The sequence below is a fragment of the Victivallis vadensis genome, assembly GCF_003096415.1.
GTDB classification, from domain to species: Bacteria; Verrucomicrobiota; Lentisphaeria; order Victivallales; family Victivallaceae; genus Victivallis; species Victivallis vadensis.
Genome location: NZ_QEKH01000028.1, coordinates 1 through 20,965 on the forward strand (window position 1 = coordinate 1; position 20,965 = coordinate 20,965).

A 20,965-nucleotide genomic window follows, 5' to 3' on the forward strand; every position below is an offset into this window, starting at 1 on the left:
GGGGGGCTACTTTTGAGAATTGGTGTGAAATAGATGAAAATGAGGGGGCGTAATCAGAAAATTACGCCATTTTGAAAATTGTTAGGACAGGTGTGGGCATGACCGGGAAATTCCACTCCACCTGGGGCGAATTCGGCGGTTACAAACATCCCGACGCCCTGCGCTACGAATGCATGGCGATGCTGGCCAACGGCGCCCGGTGCAGCATCGGCGACCAGCTCCATCCCGACGCCCGCCTCGATGAATCGACCTATCGCGCCATCGGACAGGCGTATGCCGAAGTCGAAGCGAAAGAAGCGTGGTGCATCGGGGCGGAATCGGCGGCGGACATCGCCGTACTCTCCAACAGCGCATTCCATCGCGAAAGCACGGAATCGGCGGCGGAGACCGGCTGCGCCCGGATTCTGCAGGAAGGGCACCTGCCTTTCGACCTGCTAGACCGGGAGATGGATTTTTCCGGCTACGGCCTTGTGATCCTGCCTGACGACATCCGGTGCGACGCGGCGTTGGCCGGCCGCCTGACCGGATATCTGGAACGGGGCGGAAAACTCCTGCTGTCCGGAACTTCCGGACTTGCCGCGGACAAAGACGCTTACTCCTTTGACACCGGCGTCGAATATCAGGGCGTCAGCGGGTTCAACCCGGCCTATCTGCAAATGGACAAGGCGTTCGCTCCGGAATGGCTGACTTCGCCGCTGGTCCTTTACGGCGCGCCGGGAAAGCTGCGGGCCGCTGCCGGGGAGCGTTGGCTCGGCAAGGTGCTGAATCCCTATTTCCAGCGTTCCTACCGGCATTTTTCCTCTCACCAGCACACGCCGTTCTCCCCGGCCCCGACCGGGCTGTGCGGCGGAGTGATCCGGGATAATCTGGCGGTCCTCGCCTTTCCGGTCTTTTCCATCTACCGGGAACGCGGGCAGATCGCGCTCAAAGAGTTCCTGCTCAAGACCATCGATGTCCTGCTGGGCGGCAGGCGGCAGATCCGCTGCACGGGACTGCCCGCCGAAGGCCGGTTGACCCTGATGCGGCAGCCGGAGCGGGAAAGAACGGTCCTTCACCTGCTCTACGCGCCCAAAGTATTGAAAGGCGGCGGGAAACACCAGGTCGAAGTCATCGAGGAGCTTCCGCCCGCGCCGCCGGTCACGGTGGAGCTGCGCACCGGGTTCCGTCCGGCCCGGCTCCGCCTCGAACCGGCCGGAACGGAGCTTGCATTCTCGCAGACGGGGGAATCCATTCGCTTCACAGTCCCCGCCTTCTCCTGTCATCAGATGGTGGTCGCATACCGGAGGGAAACCAAATGAGCCTTTATATCAACGACGACGCGTGGTGTTTCTTCGCGAACCGTTCGGGAGCGCCGTGGCACTCCCCGATCGTGGAGACGATGGACGAGGCCGGCCTGAAACGGCACATCGATTATTATGCGGTTCCCGGCGTCACCGGCATTCTGTTCAATCCGAACGCGATGCGGGCATTCTTCGACAGCCGCGCCTTCGAGCCGCTCTGGAAAGGACTGGAAGAAGGCGATGACGGCAAGGCACGCTATCAGGGCCGCGAACTCGAAACCCGCTGCGGCGCCCCGGAGGACTTCGCCACTCTCTGCCGCAACGTCAAAGCCCTGTTTCAGAATGTGAAAGACCCTTACCGCTTCCGGTACGACTACTGCCGGAAGAAAGGGGTCGAAATGTGGATTTCGATGCGGATGAACGACGTTCATTACGCGGACGATCCGACCCGGATCATGCACGGGGAATTATGGCGGGACCATCCGGAATACCGGAGGGCCGCTTATAAGGAAAAGTATTCGTTCTGGTTCTCCCAGTGTCTGGACTACGGAGAAAAAGCGGTATGGGATCACCATTTCACACTGGTCCGGGAATACTTCGAACGCTTTGAAATGGACGGCTTCGAACTGGACTGGATGCGCAGTCCCTTCTATTTCAAGCCCGGCTTCGCTGAACCGAATTGCGGGCTCCTGACCGAATTCATGCGCGGCGTGAAACATCTGGCGCGGGAGGCCGCCGGCCGCCGGGGCCATCCGGTCAAAATCAACGTCCGGGTTCCGAGCCACCCGGAGGAGGCGCTTTACGCCGGGCTGGATGTGGTCAACTGGTGCCGGGAGGGACTGGCGGACATGGTGACGCCCAGCCCTTATTTCCAGACCTCGGAATCCGGCTTGCCGGTGAAACTGTGGCGCCGGCTCCTGCCGGACGGTGTCGCGCTGCTCCCCTGTCTGGAACAGCACGTCGGCAGTTCGCTGCCGGTCCGCATGAAGAGCACCCCGGAAATCGACACCGGTTTCGCCTCCTCGTACTATCAGCAGGGAGCGGACGGCATCTACCTGTTCAACCATCTGTACCGTGACAGCATCAATAACTGGGAAAGCCAGCGGAAACTCTACACTTTCCTCGGCTCCGCCTGCGCACTGTCCCGGAAATCCCGGCGGCATGTCGCGACTTATCATGAGTGCATGGTCGAGGGAATTTCGGGGCGTGCGGCTTTTGACGACAACATCCCCGCGAACGGCAGTGTTTCCGTACGCCTCAACGGCGGCAGCATTCCGGCAGGCAGCGAAAGCCGCGTTCTCCTCGGCACTGCGGTTCCGCTTCCCGGCTCGGCGGAAATCCGGCTGAACACCGTGGTATGCATGCCCGCACCCCCGCCCGCGCCGTTGCCGTTGCCGGAGGTTCCGCTGGAACTGAATGCGTTTTCCGTTCCGGCCGGGACGCTCCACGACGGCGAAAACCTGATCGAGATCATCAACCGGAGCGATGCGGAAATCCGCCTGCGATGGGCCGAAATCCATATTCGGGTCGGAGAATAGCCTGCAATAACGGGAATTTGGGAAGAGCATCTTGATCATTCGGGAATTGATGCTATAGTAAAGGCCATTCGTTTCCGCCGCGTCCGTCGCATCCCCACCGCAGCAGGCCTGTCGCCGCGGTGTCACTCCTCGGACGCAGTATTCCGTAAACAGGCAGAAAAATCCGGTTTTCCCATGTCCTCTTCCGTCTCCGAACGCCTGACCCATGAGCTCGGCACCCAGTCGATTCTGAAGCTGCTGCTGCGCTTCAGCATTCCGTCGCTGATCAGCAATCTGATGTTCACCGTCTACAATGTGGTGGACCGCCTTTTCATCAGCTGGAAACTCGGCACCGACGCGATTGCCGGAGTCGGAATCACCTTTTATCTTTTCATGATCTTCATCGCGGTCGGCATGATGTTCGGCATCGGCGGCGGCACGCTGGTCTCCCTGAAGCTCGGGGAAAAGGACAAGGAGTCCGCCGAACGCATCCTCGGCAACGTGATCATGATCTTCCTCGTCGGCGGGGCGCTGACCACGCTGCTCGGCTTCCTGTTCCTGAAACCGCTGCTCTACTGCTTCGGCGCAAGCGAGGCGACCTATCCCTACGCCGCCGAATACTTCCGCATCCTGCTCTGGTTCATGGCCGCCGACTTCCTGTCGATGGGAACCACCAACATCATCCGCGCCGAAGGCAGCCCGAACTTCTCCATGTGGTACATCGCGGTCGGCTGCATCGCCAACGTCGTGTTGGACTACATCTTCATCATGGAGTGGAACTGGGGCATCGCCGGGGCGGCGTGGGCGACCGGCATCTCCAAGGTTTTCTCAACGCTGCTGATGTTCTGGCACTTCTCGGTCGGCCCGTTCCGCTACCTGACGCTGCGCCGGCGCAATTTGCGGATCGACTGGCACTATCTGTGCGCGATGAGCGCGATCGGCCTGTCGCCGCTGATCCTGCAGAGCATCAATTCGGTGCTGAACGCCCTGATCAACACCACGCTGCTCCGGAACGGCGGCGACAAGGCGGTCGCGTCGATGACCTGCATTTCGACGATCATCATGCTGATCATGATTCCGACTTTCGGCGTGATGATGGGCTACCAGCCGATCGTCGGCTACAACTACGGCGCCGAACAGTTCCGGCGGGTGGCGCAGACGCTCAAGGGTGCCTTTCTGATGAGTGAAATCATGACGCTTTTCCTGTACATACCGGTGATGATCTTCGCTCCGGCGGTGGTGGGCTGGTTCTGCAACAGCGATCCCGACGTGGTGCCGATGGCGGCGCACGGGCTGCGGGTGTTCTTCCTGCTCTTTCCGCTGTGGCCGATCTTCTGCATCGGCTCGAATTTCTTCCAGGCGACCGGGCGGCCCCGGAAGACCATCTTCCTGACCATCTTCCGCAACGGAGTCTGCTTTCTCGGCAGCATCCTGATCCTGCCGCGCTTTTTCGCGCTCGACGGAGTATGGGCCACGGCTCCGATCGCCGACGGCATCGCCGCACTGTTCATCTTCTTCCTGCTCTATCTGGAGTTCCGCCAGCTCAGGCACAAGGAGGCGCACGCACTCCGCCGCCGGAACTCCGCGGCCCGCGGACCTGCCGTCGCACCGGAGATGTGACAGACCCGTCGCAGCCCCCTGAAAAAATCGCTTTTTTCACCGGAAGCATGTCGAAAAATCCCGCGTTGGTGATATAGTAAAAGCCTGTATTGTCAACCCCAATTTTTTATATGGAAAGTTTGTTCGAGCGATGCTTTACCTTCTCTCCCAATTCAGCGATCATTTCGGGCCGCTGCGCCTCTTCGACTATGTGACGTTCCGGGCCGGCGGCGCGGCTCTGACCGCCTTTTTGCTGGTCATCCTGCTCGGAGGCTGGACCGCCCGGAAGCTCAAGGCGCTGAACGCACAGGCCGCCACCCGGCTGGAGGGCCTCGTCCCCGCCGAATTCATCGACCGGGAAAAGGACCGGACTCCCTGCATGGGCGGCGTGCTGCTGATCGGCGCAACCCTCGTCAGCAGCGTTCTCTGGAACCAGATCGACGATCCGATTTCGATTGTGCTGATCCTGAGCACGCTCGGATTCTCGCTGATCGGCTTCTACGACGATTTCATGAAGGTGGTCTACAAGCGGCGCGACGGCATTCCCGGCAAACTCAAACTGCTCGGACAGTTCCTGGTCGCGGGACTTTCGGTCTGGTACCTGAGCCGGATTCCGGAGCTCAGCGTGCTGATGCGCCAGCTGATGGTGCCGTTCTTCAAAGAGCCGGTCTACACCGGATTCTGGACGCTCCCCTTCGCCGCAATCGTGGTCGTCGGAGCCTCCAACGCGGTGAACCTGACCGACGGCAAGGACGGACTCGCGACCGGCTGCACAATCTTCTGCACGCTGACCTACGCCGCCTTCGCCTATCTGATGGGACACAAGATTTTCGCGGGACACCTGAACATTCCCTTCATCGCCGGCGCCGAGGAGGCGATGGTGTTCGCGGCCGCGATCTGCGGCGCCTGCATCGGATTCCTGTGGCACAACTGCCATCCCGCCTCAATGTTCATGGGGGACACCGGCAGCCTTGCGCTCGGCGGAGCGGTCGGCATGCTCGCGGTGCTGGTGCGGCAGGAGATCCTGCTGGTGCTGGTCGGCGGAGTCTTCGTGATGGAAGCGGTTTCGGTGATGCTTCAGGTCGCGTCGTTCAAGACCACCGGGAAACGCATCTTCCTCTGCGCCCCGATTCACCACCACTTCGAACGCAAGGGCTGGACCGAAACCCAGATTGTCGTTCGCTTCTGGATTCTCGCCGGAGTATTCGCGCTGATGGCCCTCGCCACGCTCAAACTGCGCTGACTTCCCGGAGTGCCTCCGGCGGCCGAGGGCCTTGCCCGGCGAACCGCTCCGGCAATCGTGAGAAATTTCGGCGGCTCTCCGGTACGGTTCAGTGCCGGGCCGCCTTGTCCACAAACTCGGCCTTCGGGTCGTCGTAAACCGTCTTGTTGAAATTGCCGGTGAATCTGGCCGTGCCGAGCGCCGAAACCATGCCGTCACTGACATTCAGCGCCGTCCTGCCCATATCGATCAGCGGTTCGATCGCGATCAGCAGTCCAGCGATTCCCACCGGCAGTCCCAGCGCCGACAGCACCATGATTCCGGCGAAGGTCGCACCGCCTCCCACCCCGGCGATCCCGATCGAAACCACGGTGATCGTCAGCACCATCACAAGAAAGAAACCGGGAGTCATCGAACGCCCCACCGTCGGAAGCACCATCACCACCAGCATTGCCGGGTAGATGGCGGCGCAGCCGTTCTGTCCGATCGAAACTCCGAGCGAGGCCGTCAGATTGGCGACGCCGCCGGATACTCCCATTTTCTCGGTCAGGGCGCGGACCGTCAGCGGCAGGGTTCCCGCGCTGGTTCTGGAGGTGAAGGCGAAGCTCAGCGTCGCCAGCGCCTTTTTACAGTAGGTCAACGGATTCAGCCGCAACATTGTCAGAATCAGCGCGTGAATCAGGAACATCAGGAAGATCGCCGAGTAAGACGCAATTACGAATTTCATCAATTTCAGGATGCCGGCAAAATCCCCTCCGGCAATCGTGCTGGTCATCAATGAGAAAATGCCGTACGGCGTGAGCATGATGATCATCATTACGATTTCCACCACGAGGGTATTCAGCGCGTTGATCCATCCGGTGAACAGCTCGGCCTGTTCCGGCTCGTAGGTGCGTACGCCGATGATCCCGACTCCGACCAGGCAGGCGATCAGCACGACGGAAAGCGTCGCGTTCGGGCCCTGTCCCGTCATCGCATAAAAGGGGTTTTCCGGAATGATTCCGACGATGGTGTCCTCCAGCAGCCCCATATTGCCTGCCTGATCCTGCAGCGAGTGCGTGGTGTGGGCTTCGGATTCTCCGATGGCAATCCCCTCCGCGGTGAGGTGGAAACTCATGGCGGTCAATCCGCCGACGGTCGCCGCGATTGCGGCGGTTCCCAGCAGGAACACCAGCGACCACGCGGCTATTCTGCCCATCTGCCGGCCCGATTTCTGGTTGATGATCGCGCAGACGATCGACACGAAGATCAGCGGAACGACCATCATTTTCAGCAGACGGACATAGATGCTGCCGACGATTCCGATCCACCTCAGGCTCCGAGCGGCGGTTTCGCCGTCGAACAAATTCAGGAACACCCCGAAACCGACTGCACCGGCCAGAGCCGACAAAACCAGAATATTGAAGGAGACCTTTTTCCTCTGCAGAATAAAAAGGCCGACAACACCCGACAGAAAAATACAGACATTCAATATAATCACAATGCAACCGCCTTCTTCATTAAAAAAACAGGCGCCGTTCCGGACCGGGGCGCCGGACTCCTGTGATTAATTATAACTTTCCATTGATAAATTGCAAGCGATCCGCCCGATTTGAGCGGAAGTTTTGCCGCCGCGCGGGAAATTTCCGAGGGGAAATCCGCCGCCCGGTTTGACCTGTTGCGTTTTTGCTGTATGCTATAAGGGAGGAGCATTTATTTTGACTTCATCAAGTTTCAGGAGGAGGAAACCATGAAGAACCATACGGAAATTGCAGAAAAGCTGAATGGGAAATCGATCATCCGCGCGGCGGGCGAAGCGTTGCGCGGCCGCGCCAATTGCAGAATCGGAGTTGAACGCGAAAGCCTGCGCTGTACCGCCTCCGGCGAGCTGGCCGAAACCGCCCACCCGGAAACGCTGGGCAGAAAGGACGACAACCCGTTTTTCACCGCGGACTGGGCGGAGAGCCAGATCGAGTTGAAAACCCCGCCGTGTGAATCGCCGCTGGCCTGCCACCGCTTTCTGGAAACGCTGACCGACATCGCGCTGCGGGAGTTGGCCGCCCGGCATGAATTGCTGTGGCCGCTTTCCACGCCGTGCCTCCTGCCGGAACCCGACCGGATCGCCTGCGCCCGGTTTGAAAATGCCGCCGAAAATCTCAGGCGGCGGAAACTCAGGGAGAAATATCCGGTCGAGATGCTGCTGCTCTCCGGGATTCACTACAATTTTTCCTTCGATGACGGGCTGCTGCGCCGGATCGCGGGCGACGGGGAACTTCAGGCGGTCCGGGAGGGCTGCTATCTGAAAACCATCCGCAATCTGTACCGGATGCTGTGGTTTGCGGTCGGCCTGCTCGGAGCATCTCCCGCTTCCGCCGGGGACAGGGAAATTCAGGTGTCGATCCGCAACTCTCCGGCCGGTTACCGCACCCTCAGCTCCGCCCGGCTGGACTATTCGTCAGTCCGGGCTTACCGGGAGAGCGTGGACCGCTGCCTGAAAGCGGGGCTGATCGCCACGGAACACGAACTGTACACTCCGATCCGGCTGCGTTTCGCCGGGGCCGCAACGGACGATGCGCCGGAAATCGACCGGCTGGAGCTGCGCATTCCGGACCTCAACCCGTTTGAAAAATGCGGGATTTCGCCGGTCGATATGGAATTTCTCCGGCTGCTGTTCTTCCACTCTCTCCTGACCGATGAAACGGAGCTGGAGAAATTTGCCGACGATGCCGACGCGGTCGCCGAATACGGCTTTTCCCCCGATCAGAGCCGTAAGGCGGGAAAGCTGCTGGAGCGGCTCGCGGAAACGGCCCGAAACATATCCGTTGAGCTTCCGGACGTACTTGAACAGGCCGGCAAGCGGCTGCACCATCCGCAACTCTCCTATGCCCGGCGAATCCGGGAAACCGGGGAGCGTTCTCCCGAATGGCTCCGGCTGGCTGAATCCTACCGGGATCAGGCGCTGGCCGAAGCGTGGCGGCTGCCGGGCTTCGACGACCTCGAACTTTCCACCCAGTGCATCATCCGCGAAGCGATCAAAGGGGGGATTTCATTCGAGGTGATCAGCCGGGCGGACAACATCCTCCGGCTCCGGAAAGGGACGCGGTGCGACTATGTGGTCCAGGGAACCAAGACCTCCCTCGACACCTATGTGACGCCCCTGCTGATGGGAAACAAGGTCGTCAGCAAACAGCTTCTGCGTGAACACGGCCTGCAAACGCCCGCCGGAATCGAATTTCAGCCGGACTCCGGCAACGCGGCGGAAGCCATCCGCCCCTTTGTCGGCAAAACCGCCGTCGTCAAACCCGTATCGACCAATTACGGCATCGGCATATCCGTATTTGAAAATCCGGCGACCGAAAAACAGCTTCTGGAAGCGGTCAGGCTGGCGGGCCGATTCGACCGCCATATCCTGATCGAAGAGTACTGCCCGGGCCGGGAATTCCGTTTTCTGGTCATTGCGGGCAGGACGTTCGCCGTCACTCACCGCCGCGCGTGCCACGTCGTCGGCGACGGCGTCTCGACGATACGCGCACTGATCGAACAGGCGAACCGCAATCCGTGGCGCGCGCCGGGACACCACCGTCCGCTGGTCACGATCGTGGCGGACGAGGCGATGAAACAATATCTGGCGCTGCAGAAATTGGACCTTGACAGCGTGATACCGGCGGGACAGGACGTTCAGCTGCGGCGCATTTCCAACATCAGCGCCGGAGGCGAGGCCTGCGACGCCACCGACATCATGCCGGAGCGTTTCAAAAGGATTGCGGAACAGGCCGCCGCGGCCTTCAACGCCGTAGTCTGCGGAGTCGACATCATCATTGCGGAACCGCTCACTTCCGCTTCCGCCTGCGCGGTGATCGAAGCCAACTTCAATCCGGCTTTGCTGATTCATGAATTTCCGGCGGAAGGGAAACCGCGTCCGGCCGCCCGGCAGATTCTGATTGCGCTGGGATTGCTCGACCGAAAACTATAGAAAAGGCCATATCCCAATCGTATTTCCGACTGCAACGCGCCAATGCGGAATTTACCGACAGACTTTTCGTATCCCGTTTATGAATGCAAAGCGCAGTCACGCGGAAAAGCCTGCCGTTTTAAAGGCAGGCGGGTCTGCCCGCCGAAGGCGAAATCCCGGATTATCGTGCATCAGATGCGGGCGGCGCGATTGCGCAGGGCGAGGTCCGCGAGAACCAGCGCGGTCATCGCTTCGACGACCGGAACGGCGCGCGGCACCAGACAGGGGTCATGGCGTCCCAGAACCTCGATCTCGGTTGCGTTGCCTTCTTTATCGATCGTATGCTGCTTCTTTGCGATGGACGAAGTCGGTTTCATCGCGGCGCGGAAGGTGATTACGTCGCCGTTGGAGATGCCGCCCAGAATGCCGCCGGCATGGTTCGACGCGAAACCGGACGGCAGAATCGAATCATTGTTTTCGCTGCCGCGTTTTTTCGGAGCCTCGAAACCGGCGCCGATTTCGATTCCCTTGATGCCGCCGATGGAAAGGATCGCGTGCGCCAGCAGCGCATCGAGTTTGTCGAACACCGGCTCTCCCCATCCGGCGGGAACGCCGTGGGCTTCGCAGCAGATGATGCCGCCGACGCTGTCGCGGTCGGCCTGTGCGGCGCGGATTGCCGCGACCATCTTTTCCGCCGCGGCGAGATCAGGCGAACGCACGATATTCTCTTCGACGACGGACCAGTCGACGGTTTCGGCGTAGACGCCGCCGATCATCATCGAACAGGCCCGCACCGAAACTCCCATCGTCGCGAGCACCATCTTCGCAACCGCTCCCGCCGCGACCCGCATCGAGGTTTCGCGCCCCGAGGAACGACCGCCGCCGCGATAATCGCGTACTCCGTACTTTTTGAAGAAACCGAGGTCGGCGTGGCCGGGGCGGAACAGCTCCGCAAGCCGGCCGTAATCCTGGCTGCGCTGATCCGTATTGCGGATCACCATCGCGAGACTGGTTCCGGTGGAAACGCCTTCAAACACGCCGGAGAGAATTTCGACCCGGTCCGGTTCCTTGCGCATCGTGCTGACTTTGGATTGTCCGGGTCGCCGCCGGTCGAGGTCGCGCTGGATCAACGCCTCATCGATCTTCACCCCTGCCGGCACCCCATCGATGATCACTCCCAGTCCGGGACCGTGGGACTCCCCGAACGTGGTCACTCTGAACAGTTCGCCAAACGTATTTCCGCTCATGGTTTCAACTCCGTAAGAATAATCTGAATCAGTTTTTCGGCAACGGCGGAGGCCGCCTCCTCCCGCTCGATCGGGAACGTCAGGTCGGCATAGCTTCGGTATGCCGCTTCCCGCTGCCGGTTCATCCGCAGAAATTCGGCATAGGGATCGGCAAACGAGGCGAGAAACGGCGGCAGCCCCCGGCGCCTGACCCGCTCGAACGCAATTTCCGGCCGGATCGCCAGATATACGCCGAAGCCCATTTTTTTCAAAACCTCCGGCTCCACAAAAGGATTGGCCGGAACGCCTCCGCCCAGCGCGACCACCCGGGGGCCGGCCTGCTGCGCGGCAAGCGCCTCGACCGTCTCCGCCTCGAACCGGCGGAACCCCTCCTCGCCCAGTTCCCGGAAAATATCGCGGGTCGGCAGCGGGCAGCCGTTCAGCATCTGGAACCGGCTCTCCAGCTCAAGGTCGGTATCGACGAATTTCACTCCGAAGTGTTCGGCCGTCAGTCGCCCGAGCGTACTTTTGCCGCAGTGCTTGATGCCGAAAAAAAGCAGCGGCCGCGTCAGTCGTTCCGCCATATCACATCACGGAGTCCGGGCGGACGATCTGGGTGCCGACGCCCCGGTCGGTAAAGATTTCCAGCAGCAGCGTGTGCATCACGCGCCCGTCGATCAACTGCACCTTGTTGATGCCGGAATTCAGCGCCTCGACGCAGCTTTTGATCTTCGGCAGCATGCCGCCGGAAATAATGCCGTCGCGAATCAGGCCGCCGATCTCATCGGTGCAGATGGTCGGAATCACCGAAGCTTCATTTTCCCGGTCCGACAGAATGCCCGGCACGTCGCTCAGGAATACCAGCTTGCGCGCATGAATCGCCTCGGCCACCTTGCACGCGGCCACATCGGCGTTAATGTTATAGACCTGGCCGTCCAGTCCGAGGCCCAGCGGCGTCACGATCGGAATCCGCCCCGCTTCGACCTCTTCCAGGATCTTCGCCCCGTTCACGCCGACGATTTCACCGACGAAGCCGATATCCTGCGCTTCTCCGGTCACCGGGTCGACCGATTGCGTCCGCTGCGCCTTCAGCACCTGCTTGCCGGAAACCCCGACCGCATTGCCGCCCGCCGCATTGGCCAGTTCGACCAGTTCGCGGTTGACCTGATTGTGCAGCACATCGTCCACCACCCTGATGGTGCGGTCACAGGTAAAACGCAGGCCGTTCACGAACCTGACCGGAATATCCTGCTTGCGCAATTCCGCTGAAATCGCCTTGCCGCCGCCGTGCACCACCACCGGCTTGATGCCGGTCGCTTCCAGAAGCACCACGTCGCGCATCGTGCTCCTGACCAGTTCCGGGTCCTCCATCGAACTGCCGCCGAACTTGATCACCATCACCGAATTACGGAATTTCTGAATATACGGCAGTGCTTCGACCAGCACATTCGCCTTTTTGATAAGATCCTGCATGTCACTGTCCTCTGTAAAAAAATCAATGTACCTGCTATAACATGCCGCCGTTTGCCTGTTTTTTCAACTGCTCCCGCCGAAATGATTGTGAAAAATCACCCGATGCAAAGCAGCTTTGGAGTGCGGTCCCCGAAGGGGCGGCAGAGCCGGCTTCAGCTCCGCTTTCCAGTCGCGTGTGAGTTTTACCGTTCCGTTTACCATTGCAACAAGCTGCCCGGAAAGGCCGATCGGCAACTTTGGAGCTTCCGTGCCTTCCGTGCCAGTCCGTGGAAGTCCGTAGGCCCAATATCCGTAATGCCGATCGGCAACCTTGGAGTGCGGAGATTCATCTCCGCTTTCCAATCGCACATGAGTTTTATGGTTGGCTCGTCATTGCCGCAAGAATAAGCGGGGTTGCCCGGAGGGTAACAACTTTTGAACGCAAGCACAGGCAGGCTGCCCGGAGGGTAGTGAGCACGGGATTGACGGCCTGCGGATGGCTCCGGGGGACGTCGCGCACGTCCCCCGGCCCCCCTCGCCGGTGGCAGAGGCCGGTCCGGTTGCGGAGCACTTCCGCTCGCGGGCGCGGCTTCGCCGCTTACTTGTCCGCCTGCGGCGGCCAACTCCTCAACGTTCGCTGCGCTCACTACGCCGGAGGGGCTTCGCTCACTACGTTCGGCTTCGTCACTATCGTTCCTCGTTACTTGCTGCCGCAAGTAATTCCCTCACATTCGTTCGCGGCGCTGACCGCGCTTATTGTGCGCCGCGTAAGTGGTAATGCAGACCGCCCGATGCTTTGCCTGTACTGGTTGCCCGCACGCCCCCCGGAGGGGCATTGGCGGGCGTATTTGCAGCGGCGCCTTGCCGCAAAAAATACCGCCTCCGGGTAAGAGGCGGCATTGATCGGCTTCGTGCTGAATTCAGGCCTGTTGCGGCGGCTCAAGAGCGGCGAGCGCCTTTTCGACATCCGGATAGATATCGAAAATCTTGTAGGCTTTGGTGATATCGAACACGACGCGCGGCTTGGCCTGAAGGCTGGCGATCTTGAGTTCACCGCCGGCCTCGGAAATACGTTGCAGAACGAAAACCATCGCCCCCAGCCCGGTACTGTCCACATATTCCATCTCGGACAGATCCAGCACGAAACGACGACCGCGCGCCAAGGCCTCCTGCATATATTGTTTGAATTGATCCGCACAATCCGCCGTCAATCGCCCGATAATCATCACTTTGACCGACGAACCGATCTTCTCCTCACGAATATCCATAAACACCCTCTCCATCTTTCTTACTCGTCCCGGGTATGGAACGGAATCATGATCCCCCTCGGCACAATCTTACAATATTATTAAGATAGTCTGGTATTCACTTTTTACAACTGTTTTCCGATCTTAAAAAAGATTTTTTCCTCTTTTTTTCTATAATATCTGCAATTCTTTATTTTTTTACGCCATTTTTAAACTTGATAGTTGATTAATGACATTGGCAGTTCTATATTATCACAAATAATTCAGTTTGGCAGTTCAGAATACAGTGCCGGAAAACAACGGAAATGGAAAACCGATATAAAATTCTCGCAGTGGATGATGAGAAATTCAATCTGCTGCTGCTGGAGTCCTGTTTGCAGAGCGAATCCTGCGACCTGGTGACGTGCAACGATGCCCTGAAAGCGTTCAGCGAGTTCAAAAAAGCGGATTTCGATGTGATTTTGCTGGATATTCTGATGGACGGCATCGACGGCTTCGAGGTGCGTCAGCTGATCCGGTCGCGCAACAAGAAGATTCCGATTATTTTCCTGACTTCGCTGCTGGATGACATCAACAGCACGCTGGTCAACCGGATCACCGCCGACCAGTACTCCTATTATCTGAACAAATCCTTCAATAAAAAGACCCTGATCGAAAAGATCGAGCAAGCGGTTCAGACCTACCGCGAAAGCGCCGCCGCCAACGGCTTTCTGCAGAAAATCGAATCCGACCTGGCGCTGGCGGGCGAAGTGCAGCGGCTGGTGCTGCCGAACTGGTGCCAGATCAACGACCAGCTGATCAGTTCCTTTCTCTATGAGCCGAACTTCAAGGTATCCGGGGACATCTTCGAATTTTACCGGATTGCCGACGGACGGCATCTGGTAGTGCTCGGAGATATCGCCGGCCACGGCGTGCAGGCCGCGCTCTACATGATGGCGCTGCAGGCTTTCCTGAAAATGCTGCTCGCCGAAATCGCGCCCGAGGAGTTGCAGGTGCATCAGGTGATGAACCGGATCAATGAATTCGTCCGCAACGACCTGAACGGTGAAAGCTATATGACCTGCATGGTGGCGCTTTTCGATTTCCGCCGGAATCACCTGACCTTTCACAATGCGGGGCATCCCGGCCTGATCTGCTGCTCGCCCTCCCGCGGCGAAGCGCGGGAGATTTCCGCGGACGGGCGCGGCAGCATTCCGATCGGCTGGTCCCGGGACCTTCCTTATAAGGAGGAGGACAACATCGACTTCGACTTCGAGGACGACTCGATTTTCATCAGCTATACCGACGGATTGCTCGACCTCAGCAAACCCAATGCCCCGGAAGAGGTGATTGAGGAGAAGAATTTCCGCGAACTGCTCGGCGCCTTGGCGGCGGAATCCAACGTGGTTTCAATCCCCTTCCGGCTGCGCAGCGTGATCGACCAGATCGGCTTTTCCGAGTCTCCCGATGACGTTTTCATCATGGCGCTGCAGAAGAACTGCGCAATTCCGACCGTTTGCTTCCGGCAGCTCCAGCCGACGACGAACAGCATCAGCGCGGGCGTGCTGGAATTCTGCAATTTCGTGCAGCACCATACCGGGGATGAGGAACTGGGCACCAGAATCGAACTTCTGCTCAGCGAGTTTCTGAACAATGTGGTGCTGCACGGCCTCGTCAACGCCAAACGCGGCAAGGCCGTGATTGCGGTCCGGCTGGAAGTTCAGGAGGAGAAAATCGTGATCTCCGCAATGGATCGCGGCCGGGAGTGGGAAGATGTCCCGGCCTTCAACGTCCATACCGCCAGGCAGCAGCTGGAGGAACTCAATGCCAACCGCGCCACCTCCGGGCGCGGACTGGCGATCATCACCAGCATCGCCGAATCCATCCGGCGCAAACATTATCGCGGCCTCAACGAAACTGTTTTCATCATTCGCAGATAAAAGTTTACTGCGTAATTCCGAAAAAGTTGCTTTTCAGGTTTGCAACGAACGGGGAAAGCACCTATATTATTATCAGAATGGTTTACCGTGTAACTCGGCAGGCAATCGGGGGAGACGGAATGAGCAGTTATCCAAAACAGGTATCTTAACGAGGGGTCAGGTCATGGTCACAAAATCCGAAAAGAAGTTTCCCAGCGCTCTCAAGAATATTCTTGCCCAGTTCGAAATCAAGAATGTGGCGCTTGCCAATGCGATCGGAGTTACCAGCCAGTATATTTCCAAGCTGCTGAGCGGCAAGAGTCTGCCCAGCCGCGAACAGATGGATGCGATTCTGGTGCATCTGAATTCGCGCCAGGTGCCGATCGCGCAGCAGCGGATGCTGATCAGCTGCTTTGTCGAAGACAAAACCGGTTTTTTCTATGAAATCGCGGATCTCGAATTCACCGCAAAGAACCAGCTTGAAAAGAAACTGCTCAGCGACTTCCGGATGCTCAGCATCGAATCCCAGAAGAAGGCGCTCTCCAATATCAACGAGCTTCTGATCAGCGCCTTGTAATACGCCTGTGTTTGCATCTGCAATTCCATCCGGCCATCCGGCCGGATTTTTTTATTCCTCCGCCGGAAAATTACGGGAAGACTTTGCATTTGTGTGTTTTCTGCTGTATATTTGTCATCAATGGTTTGAGTTTAAAAAGCAGAACGGAATTTTCAGATGGCGGAAATAGAACGGAAAAAGCGGGTGATCCGGGAATACGGGCGCATCTTCCTGTCGGGGTTCATCATGGGGTCGGCGGATGTGGTCCCGGGCGTGTCGGGCGGAACAATGGCGTTCATCCTCGGCATCTATCAGGAGCTGATCGATTCGATCCGGGCGTTCCTCTCTCCGGATGCCTTTAAAATGGCCTTCCGCTTCCAGGTCAAAAAAGCGTATCGGACATTGCCGTGGCCGTTCCTGCTGTCGCTGGGGCTGGGAATCCTGACCGCGATCGTGCTGCTTTCCTCGAAAATCAAGTGGATGCTGGATCATAAACCGGCGCTGATCTGGTCGTTTTTCTTCGGACTGGTGCTCGCTTCGATCTTCGCGGTATTCCACCGGGTGTCGAAGTGGTCGTTCGACCGGATCATCGGCGCGCTGGCCGGCGCGGCGGCCGCCTGGATCATCGTCGGGCTGCCGCTGACCCGGCATCCGCCGGCCGGTCTGTGGTATATCGCGGTATGCGGAGCGATCGCGATCTGCGCGATGATTCTGCCCGGGATTTCCGGTTCGTTCATCCTGGTGCTGATGGGCAAGTATGAGACGGTGCTCGGAGCAGTGCATAACCTCAAGAGCGGAACGGATGTCGGCCAGAACCTGCTGATTCTGGCGTTTTTCATGGTCGGCATTGTAGTCGGAATCGGTTCGTTCGTGCGGTTGCTGGGCTGGCTCTTCCGGAAATACCACGACCTGACCGTCGCGGTGCTGATCGGCTTCATGGCCGGCTCGCTCCGCAAGGTCTGGCCCTGGAAGGGACCGGACGGGCTGGAAAATGTGCTGCCGGCCCGGTTCGACTCCGGTGTCGCCGGAGCCGTGGCGCTCGGCGTGCTCGGCTTCGTGCTGGTGCTGGCAATCGAATATGCCGCCAAACGCCTCGAGGCGCGGGAACGGACCGGAACGGCCGATGCGGAGGAGACGGTTTAAATGCACCCGATTCTTCTGCAGTTCGGTTCGGTCACAATCCGCAGCTACGGCCTGATGGCGGCAGTCGGCTTCCTGCTCGGCTGCCTGATGATCGGCGTAAACCGCAAATACGCGAAGATGAGTTCCGATCAGGCCTCCACCAGTCTGTTCGTGGCGATGATCGCGGGTATTGTCGGAGCCCGCATTTTCTATGTGGTCCAGTTTTTCGACAAATACCGGGACCATCTGTGGCGGATCGTCCGGATCGATCAGGGCGGCCTGGTCTTCTACGGCGGCTTCATCCTGGCGATTCTCGCGCTGATCGTCTACTGCCGGATGCAGAAGCTCGACCTGGTGCGGGTATTGGATGTCTATACGCCGGCCATCGCGATCGCACACGCCTGCGGACGGATCGGCTGCTTCCTGAACGGCTGCTGCTACGGCCGCCCGACTGCGCTTGGAATCGGCGTCCACTATCCGCCGGGCAGCGAGGCCGCCCTCCGGTATCCGGAGCAGGCGCTTCATCCGGTCCAACTGTACGAGGCGGCTGAAATGCTGGTCGTCTGGGGAGTGTTTTTCCAGCTGGTGCGCCATACGAAGCGCGGCGTGGCGATGAGCTGCTACCTCGCCCTTTACGGAGTGCTGCGGTTTGTGAATGAATTGTTCCGCGGCGACAACCCCAAAGCGTTCGACCTGTTCACTCCCGCCCAGTTGATCGGGCTGGTGATCATCCCGCTCGGAATCGGCCTGGCCATTTATTTTGCACGGAAACATGATGAACCGCAAGACGCTGACCTTTCAAATTGAAGCCGGCGACGCCGGCACCCGGCTCGACCGCTGCCTTTCCCGGCTGATTCCGGGGGAGTCTCGCTCCTTTCTGCAGCGGCTGATCCGGGACGGGCTGGTGAAGGCTGACGGCGTGGCGCTCGAAGTGCCGCGCTATCCGGTGCGGGCGGGAATGTCGATCGCGGTGGAACTGCCCGAAGAGGAATCCCCGGAACCGGCGGCGGAACCGTTTGAATTTCCGATTCTATATGAAGACGACGTGATGCTGGTGATCGACAAACCGGCGGGCGTGGTGGTCCATCCGGCCGCGGGGAATCCGACCGGAACCGTGGTCAACGCGTTGCTGGGGCGTTACCCGCAGCTGGCCGAACAGCTGGCCTGTACCACTTCGCGTCCCGGAATCGTGCACCGCCTCGACAAAGATACTTCCGGCTGTCTGGCGGTGGCGAAAACCGCGAATGCGCAGTTCAAGCTGTCCACCGCGTTCGCGGGGCGGGAGACGCGCAAGACCTATCTGGCAATCACGCGCGGGGTGCCGATACGCCGGTCGGGAGAGTTGAGCACCCTGATCGGCCGCCATCCGGTGAGCCGGCAGAAGATGGCGGTGGTGGAGCGCAACGGCAAACTGGCGATCACCAGATACCGCGTGGAATATACCGGTATGCTCGACGGAGTGGAAATAGGCGTACTCGCAGTCCGGATCCTGACCGGCCGGACCCACCAGATCCGGGTTCACCTGGCTTCTCTCGGCGTTCCGGTGCTGGGAGATGCCGTTTACGGCGGCGCGCGAACGGCGGTTGCGGGGGTGGAACGCCAGCTGCTGCACGCCTGGAAGCTTTGCGTTCCGCATCCGGCAACCGGAACGCCGATGGAGTTCACGGCTCCGCCGCCGGAAGATATCCGGAGAATTTTAGAACGGATCGGGGTGAAAACACTTCGGGAACCGGCTGATTTTCCCTGATTTTTTTCACGTGCTAAATTCTGACCGCAAAAGTTCTTCGTTTTTTCTTAAAAAAACGTTTGGATTCTTGGAAAAATTATGTATATTAACGATAAATAAATCGAAATTCACAAATTCCAAGGTGATGATATGTCAGTAACTCCATTGAAAATCAGATTCGGGAAGCTGCTCAAGGACTGTCTTAAGAACACCGATTACAGGCAGAATGATCTGGCGGCCCGGCTTCAGGTGACTGGCTCCGCGGTCTCACAAATGATGCACGGCAAGATTGTGCCGAACCAGCAGCAGCTCGACGCGATCTGCGAAATGCTGGCGCTGGACCGGGCGAAGGTCTTTGAACTCAACTCCATGCTCTCCCGGATCCGTACCGGAGCGGAGAACATGCTTTCTCCGTTCAACCAGACGTTGTTCGCGCTGCGTTGCCAGCGGGGACTCTCGCTGCAGCAGCTTTCCAACCTCTCCGGGGTTTCGGTCGAACACCTGCGGGTGTTTGAAACCTGCTTTGAAGCGTATCCGACGCTCGATGAGGTGAACCGGATTGCGCCGATTCTCGACTGTTCTCCGGCCGCACTGCTTCAGAGCGCCGGAGTCGGCGGCCTGAATCCGAGCCTGATCGCGGGCCTGGACGGCGGCGAGGAGCTTGAAGCGATGGAGTATCACGCTCCCTATCATGCCGAGCGGCAGATTCCGCTGCTCCAACTTACCGATCTGGATCGATACGACGGAACCGGCCCCTTCGGCGACTATGCGAACCGCCACGCCCTGAAAGTGCTCGACTACGAACAGTTCCCGGAAGAGACGCTGGCGGCGATCCATGCTTCCGGGCGGGATCTGACGCTCGGGATTCCCGGCACGATCACCCTGATCCTCGGCGAACGCAGTCAGACCGCCGGCCGCGGCACTTACTTGTGCCGCAGTGTTTCAGGCCGCTACTCTCTTCAGGAGGAGCGCAGCAACGGCCGCCGCAAAGAGTACCGGATCGCCGGTACGCGCAAGCTCTGCGAAGAAATCGCCTGGCAGCTGCCGGTATTTGAAATCAGTCTCCGGCCGGGTAAATCGGAGGCCCGTCCCCGCAAGTCGGAAGTCCAGCCGGAAGCGGAAGAGCAGGAATGATCAGAATGGGAGTCGGCTGCTGCTGCGGAATGATCGGCGGCTGCCTCTTGGTGTTATTGCTCGTCGCGGGAGCGGGAGTGGGTCTGTATTTCTGGCTCTTTCCCGAAGCGCGCAACGAGAGCATTACAGAAGTCGAAGCGGTGTGGGGACGGGTGAAAACCGATGTCGATACCGGGCTGGAAAAAGCCAAAAGCAACCAGGAAAAGAATTGAACCGTGAATATGTGGATCTATATCGTGATCCTTGCCGTGGTGCAGGGAATCGCGGAATTTTTGCCGATCAGCTCGTCCGGCCATCTGGCCATTCTCGGAACCCTTTTCGGTTTTTCCGAGGACCGCAGCCTTGCGCTGGGAATTGTACTGCATGCCGGTTCACTGCTGGCGATTCTGGTTTTCTACTTCAAACTGCTGCTCGGTTTCCTGAAGCGTGACCGGTTCCACCTGCTGCTGATGGTGATCATCGGCACGATTCCCGCCGGGCTGGCCGGAGTGGGCCTGAAGCTTTCGGGACTGGACGAAGCGATGTTCGGCGAACCGCTGCTGATCGGCATCTGCTTTTTGATCACCGCCACGCTGCTGCGGATGTCGGAAAAGCCGGGCCTGATCGTGCGCCCGGCTGCAGAAAAAGAACTGCCGCCGACTCCGCTGGAGAAGATCACGCTCCGCGAAACCCTGATCATCGGCGTTTCGCAGATGTTCGCGATCCTGCCGGGACTGTCCCGCTCCGGGACCACGATTTCCGCAGGCATCCTGAGCGGCGTGAACCGTGAAGCCGCCGGCACCTTTTCCTTCCTGCTCGCGATTCCGGCGATCGGCGGCGCGGCGTTTCTGGAACTGCTCTCGCTGGTCCGGCACGGTGTGCCGCAGGGCAGCGAGGATGCCTCCATCCCGCAGATGGCAGTCGGACTGCTGCTGTCGGCGGCCGTGAGCTACGGCGCGCTTTCGTGGCTGACCACGCTGATCAAGCGCGGCAAGCTTTCCTATTTCAGCTATTATCTCTATTTTGCGGGAGTCGCGGTCATTCTGTGGCGGCTCGCGGTTGCAGTCAAAGGATAA

Annotated in this window: 18 protein-coding genes; 13 read left to right on the forward strand and 5 right to left on the reverse strand. The window is 59.2% G+C overall.

Features of this window, described 5'->3' with window-relative positions:
- Window positions 1-98 precede the first annotated feature (98 nt).
- From C8D82_RS15295 to mraY, 4 genes are all read left to right on the forward strand, one after another.
- Window positions 99-1,298: a beta-galactosidase trimerization domain-containing protein gene (locus tag C8D82_RS15295; RefSeq protein WP_116885158.1), complete on the forward strand. Its 1,200-nt coding sequence runs from the start codon at window positions 99-101 to the stop codon at window positions 1,296-1,298.
- On the forward strand, window positions 1,295-2,818 hold the full coding sequence (locus C8D82_RS15300; RefSeq protein WP_116885159.1) for a hypothetical protein: 1,524 nt from the start codon (window positions 1,295-1,297) through the stop codon (window positions 2,816-2,818). The genes C8D82_RS15295 and C8D82_RS15300 overlap by 4 nt, the downstream gene beginning before the upstream one ends.
- 174 nt (window positions 2,819-2,992) lie before the next feature.
- Complete coding sequence (locus C8D82_RS15305; protein WP_116885160.1) at window positions 2,993-4,417, forward strand: MATE family efflux transporter; 1,425 nt, start codon at window positions 2,993-2,995, stop codon at window positions 4,415-4,417.
- Window positions 4,418-4,547: 130 nt separating this feature from the next.
- A complete protein-coding gene (gene mraY, locus C8D82_RS15310; RefSeq protein WP_116885161.1) occupies window positions 4,548-5,639 on the forward strand; it encodes a phospho-N-acetylmuramoyl-pentapeptide-transferase in 1,092 nt (363 codons plus the stop codon).
- An 88-nt stretch (window positions 5,640-5,727) separates the two neighbouring features.
- Here mraY and C8D82_RS15315 read toward each other — a convergent pair whose 3' ends face one another.
- Window positions 5,728-7,098 carry a cation:dicarboxylate symporter family transporter gene (locus C8D82_RS15315; RefSeq protein WP_207776149.1) on the reverse strand — a complete coding sequence of 457 codons (1,371 nt, stop codon included), beginning with the start codon at window positions 7,096-7,098 and terminating at the stop codon, window positions 5,728-5,730.
- 249 nt (window positions 7,099-7,347) lie between these two features.
- Between C8D82_RS15315 and gshAB the strand changes: the two genes are divergently transcribed.
- Entirely contained in the window at window positions 7,348-9,570 is a 2,223-nt protein-coding gene (gene gshAB, locus C8D82_RS15320) for a bifunctional glutamate--cysteine ligase GshA/glutathione synthetase GshB (protein WP_116885163.1), read from the forward strand.
- 170 nt (window positions 9,571-9,740) lie between these two features.
- On the opposite strand, the gene aroC is transcribed toward gshAB, so the two are convergent.
- The 4 genes from aroC to C8D82_RS15340 form a co-directional block, all read right to left on the reverse strand.
- Window positions 9,741-10,796 carry a chorismate synthase gene (aroC, locus tag C8D82_RS15325; protein WP_116885164.1) on the reverse strand — a complete coding sequence of 352 codons (1,056 nt, stop codon included), beginning with the start codon at window positions 10,794-10,796 and terminating at the stop codon, window positions 9,741-9,743.
- On the reverse strand, window positions 10,793-11,359 hold the full coding sequence (locus C8D82_RS15330) for a shikimate kinase (RefSeq protein WP_116885165.1): 567 nt from the start codon (window positions 11,357-11,359) through the stop codon (window positions 10,793-10,795). The genes aroC and C8D82_RS15330 overlap by 4 nt, the downstream gene beginning before the upstream one ends.
- Before the next feature lies 1 nt (window position 11,360).
- Window positions 11,361-12,248 carry an acetylglutamate kinase gene (argB, locus tag C8D82_RS15335; protein WP_116885166.1) on the reverse strand — a complete coding sequence of 296 codons (888 nt, stop codon included), beginning with the start codon at window positions 12,246-12,248 and terminating at the stop codon, window positions 11,361-11,363.
- A gap of 899 nt (window positions 12,249-13,147) precedes the next feature.
- Window positions 13,148-13,495 carry an STAS domain-containing protein gene (locus C8D82_RS15340; RefSeq protein ID WP_165833115.1) on the reverse strand — a complete coding sequence of 116 codons (348 nt, stop codon included), beginning with the start codon at window positions 13,493-13,495 and terminating at the stop codon, window positions 13,148-13,150.
- Between the two features lie 284 nt (window positions 13,496-13,779).
- On the opposite strand from C8D82_RS15340, the gene C8D82_RS15345 reads away from it, so the two are divergent.
- From C8D82_RS15345 to C8D82_RS15380, 8 genes are all read left to right on the forward strand, one after another.
- Window positions 13,780-15,393 (forward strand): SpoIIE family protein phosphatase, encoded by a 1,614-nt coding sequence (locus C8D82_RS15345; protein ID WP_116885168.1) that lies wholly within the window; start codon window positions 13,780-13,782, stop codon window positions 15,391-15,393.
- Between the two features lie 163 nt (window positions 15,394-15,556).
- A complete protein-coding gene (locus C8D82_RS21305) occupies window positions 15,557-15,949 on the forward strand; it encodes a helix-turn-helix domain-containing protein (protein ID WP_165833116.1) in 393 nt (130 codons plus the stop codon).
- Between the two features lie 156 nt (window positions 15,950-16,105).
- Window positions 16,106-17,071: a DUF368 domain-containing protein gene (locus tag C8D82_RS15355; RefSeq protein WP_207776150.1), complete on the forward strand. Its 966-nt coding sequence runs from the start codon at window positions 16,106-16,108 to the stop codon at window positions 17,069-17,071.
- Window positions 17,072-17,857, forward strand: coding sequence for a prolipoprotein diacylglyceryl transferase (lgt, locus tag C8D82_RS15360; RefSeq protein ID WP_116885170.1), 786 nt, complete (start codon window positions 17,072-17,074; stop codon window positions 17,855-17,857).
- Window positions 17,823-18,797, forward strand: a complete 975-nt coding sequence (locus tag C8D82_RS15365) for an RluA family pseudouridine synthase (protein WP_116885171.1) — start codon at window positions 17,823-17,825, stop codon at window positions 18,795-18,797. Before lgt ends, C8D82_RS15365 begins: the two co-directional genes overlap by 35 nt.
- Before the next feature lie 129 nt (window positions 18,798-18,926).
- Complete coding sequence (locus tag C8D82_RS15370) at window positions 18,927-19,910, forward strand: helix-turn-helix domain-containing protein (RefSeq protein WP_116885172.1); 984 nt, start codon at window positions 18,927-18,929, stop codon at window positions 19,908-19,910.
- Complete coding sequence (locus tag C8D82_RS15375; protein WP_133245231.1) at window positions 19,907-20,122, forward strand: hypothetical protein; 216 nt, start codon at window positions 19,907-19,909, stop codon at window positions 20,120-20,122. The genes C8D82_RS15370 and C8D82_RS15375 overlap by 4 nt, the downstream gene beginning before the upstream one ends.
- A 9-nt stretch (window positions 20,123-20,131) precedes the next feature.
- Complete coding sequence (locus tag C8D82_RS15380) at window positions 20,132-20,965, forward strand: undecaprenyl-diphosphate phosphatase (RefSeq protein WP_116885174.1); 834 nt, start codon at window positions 20,132-20,134, stop codon at window positions 20,963-20,965.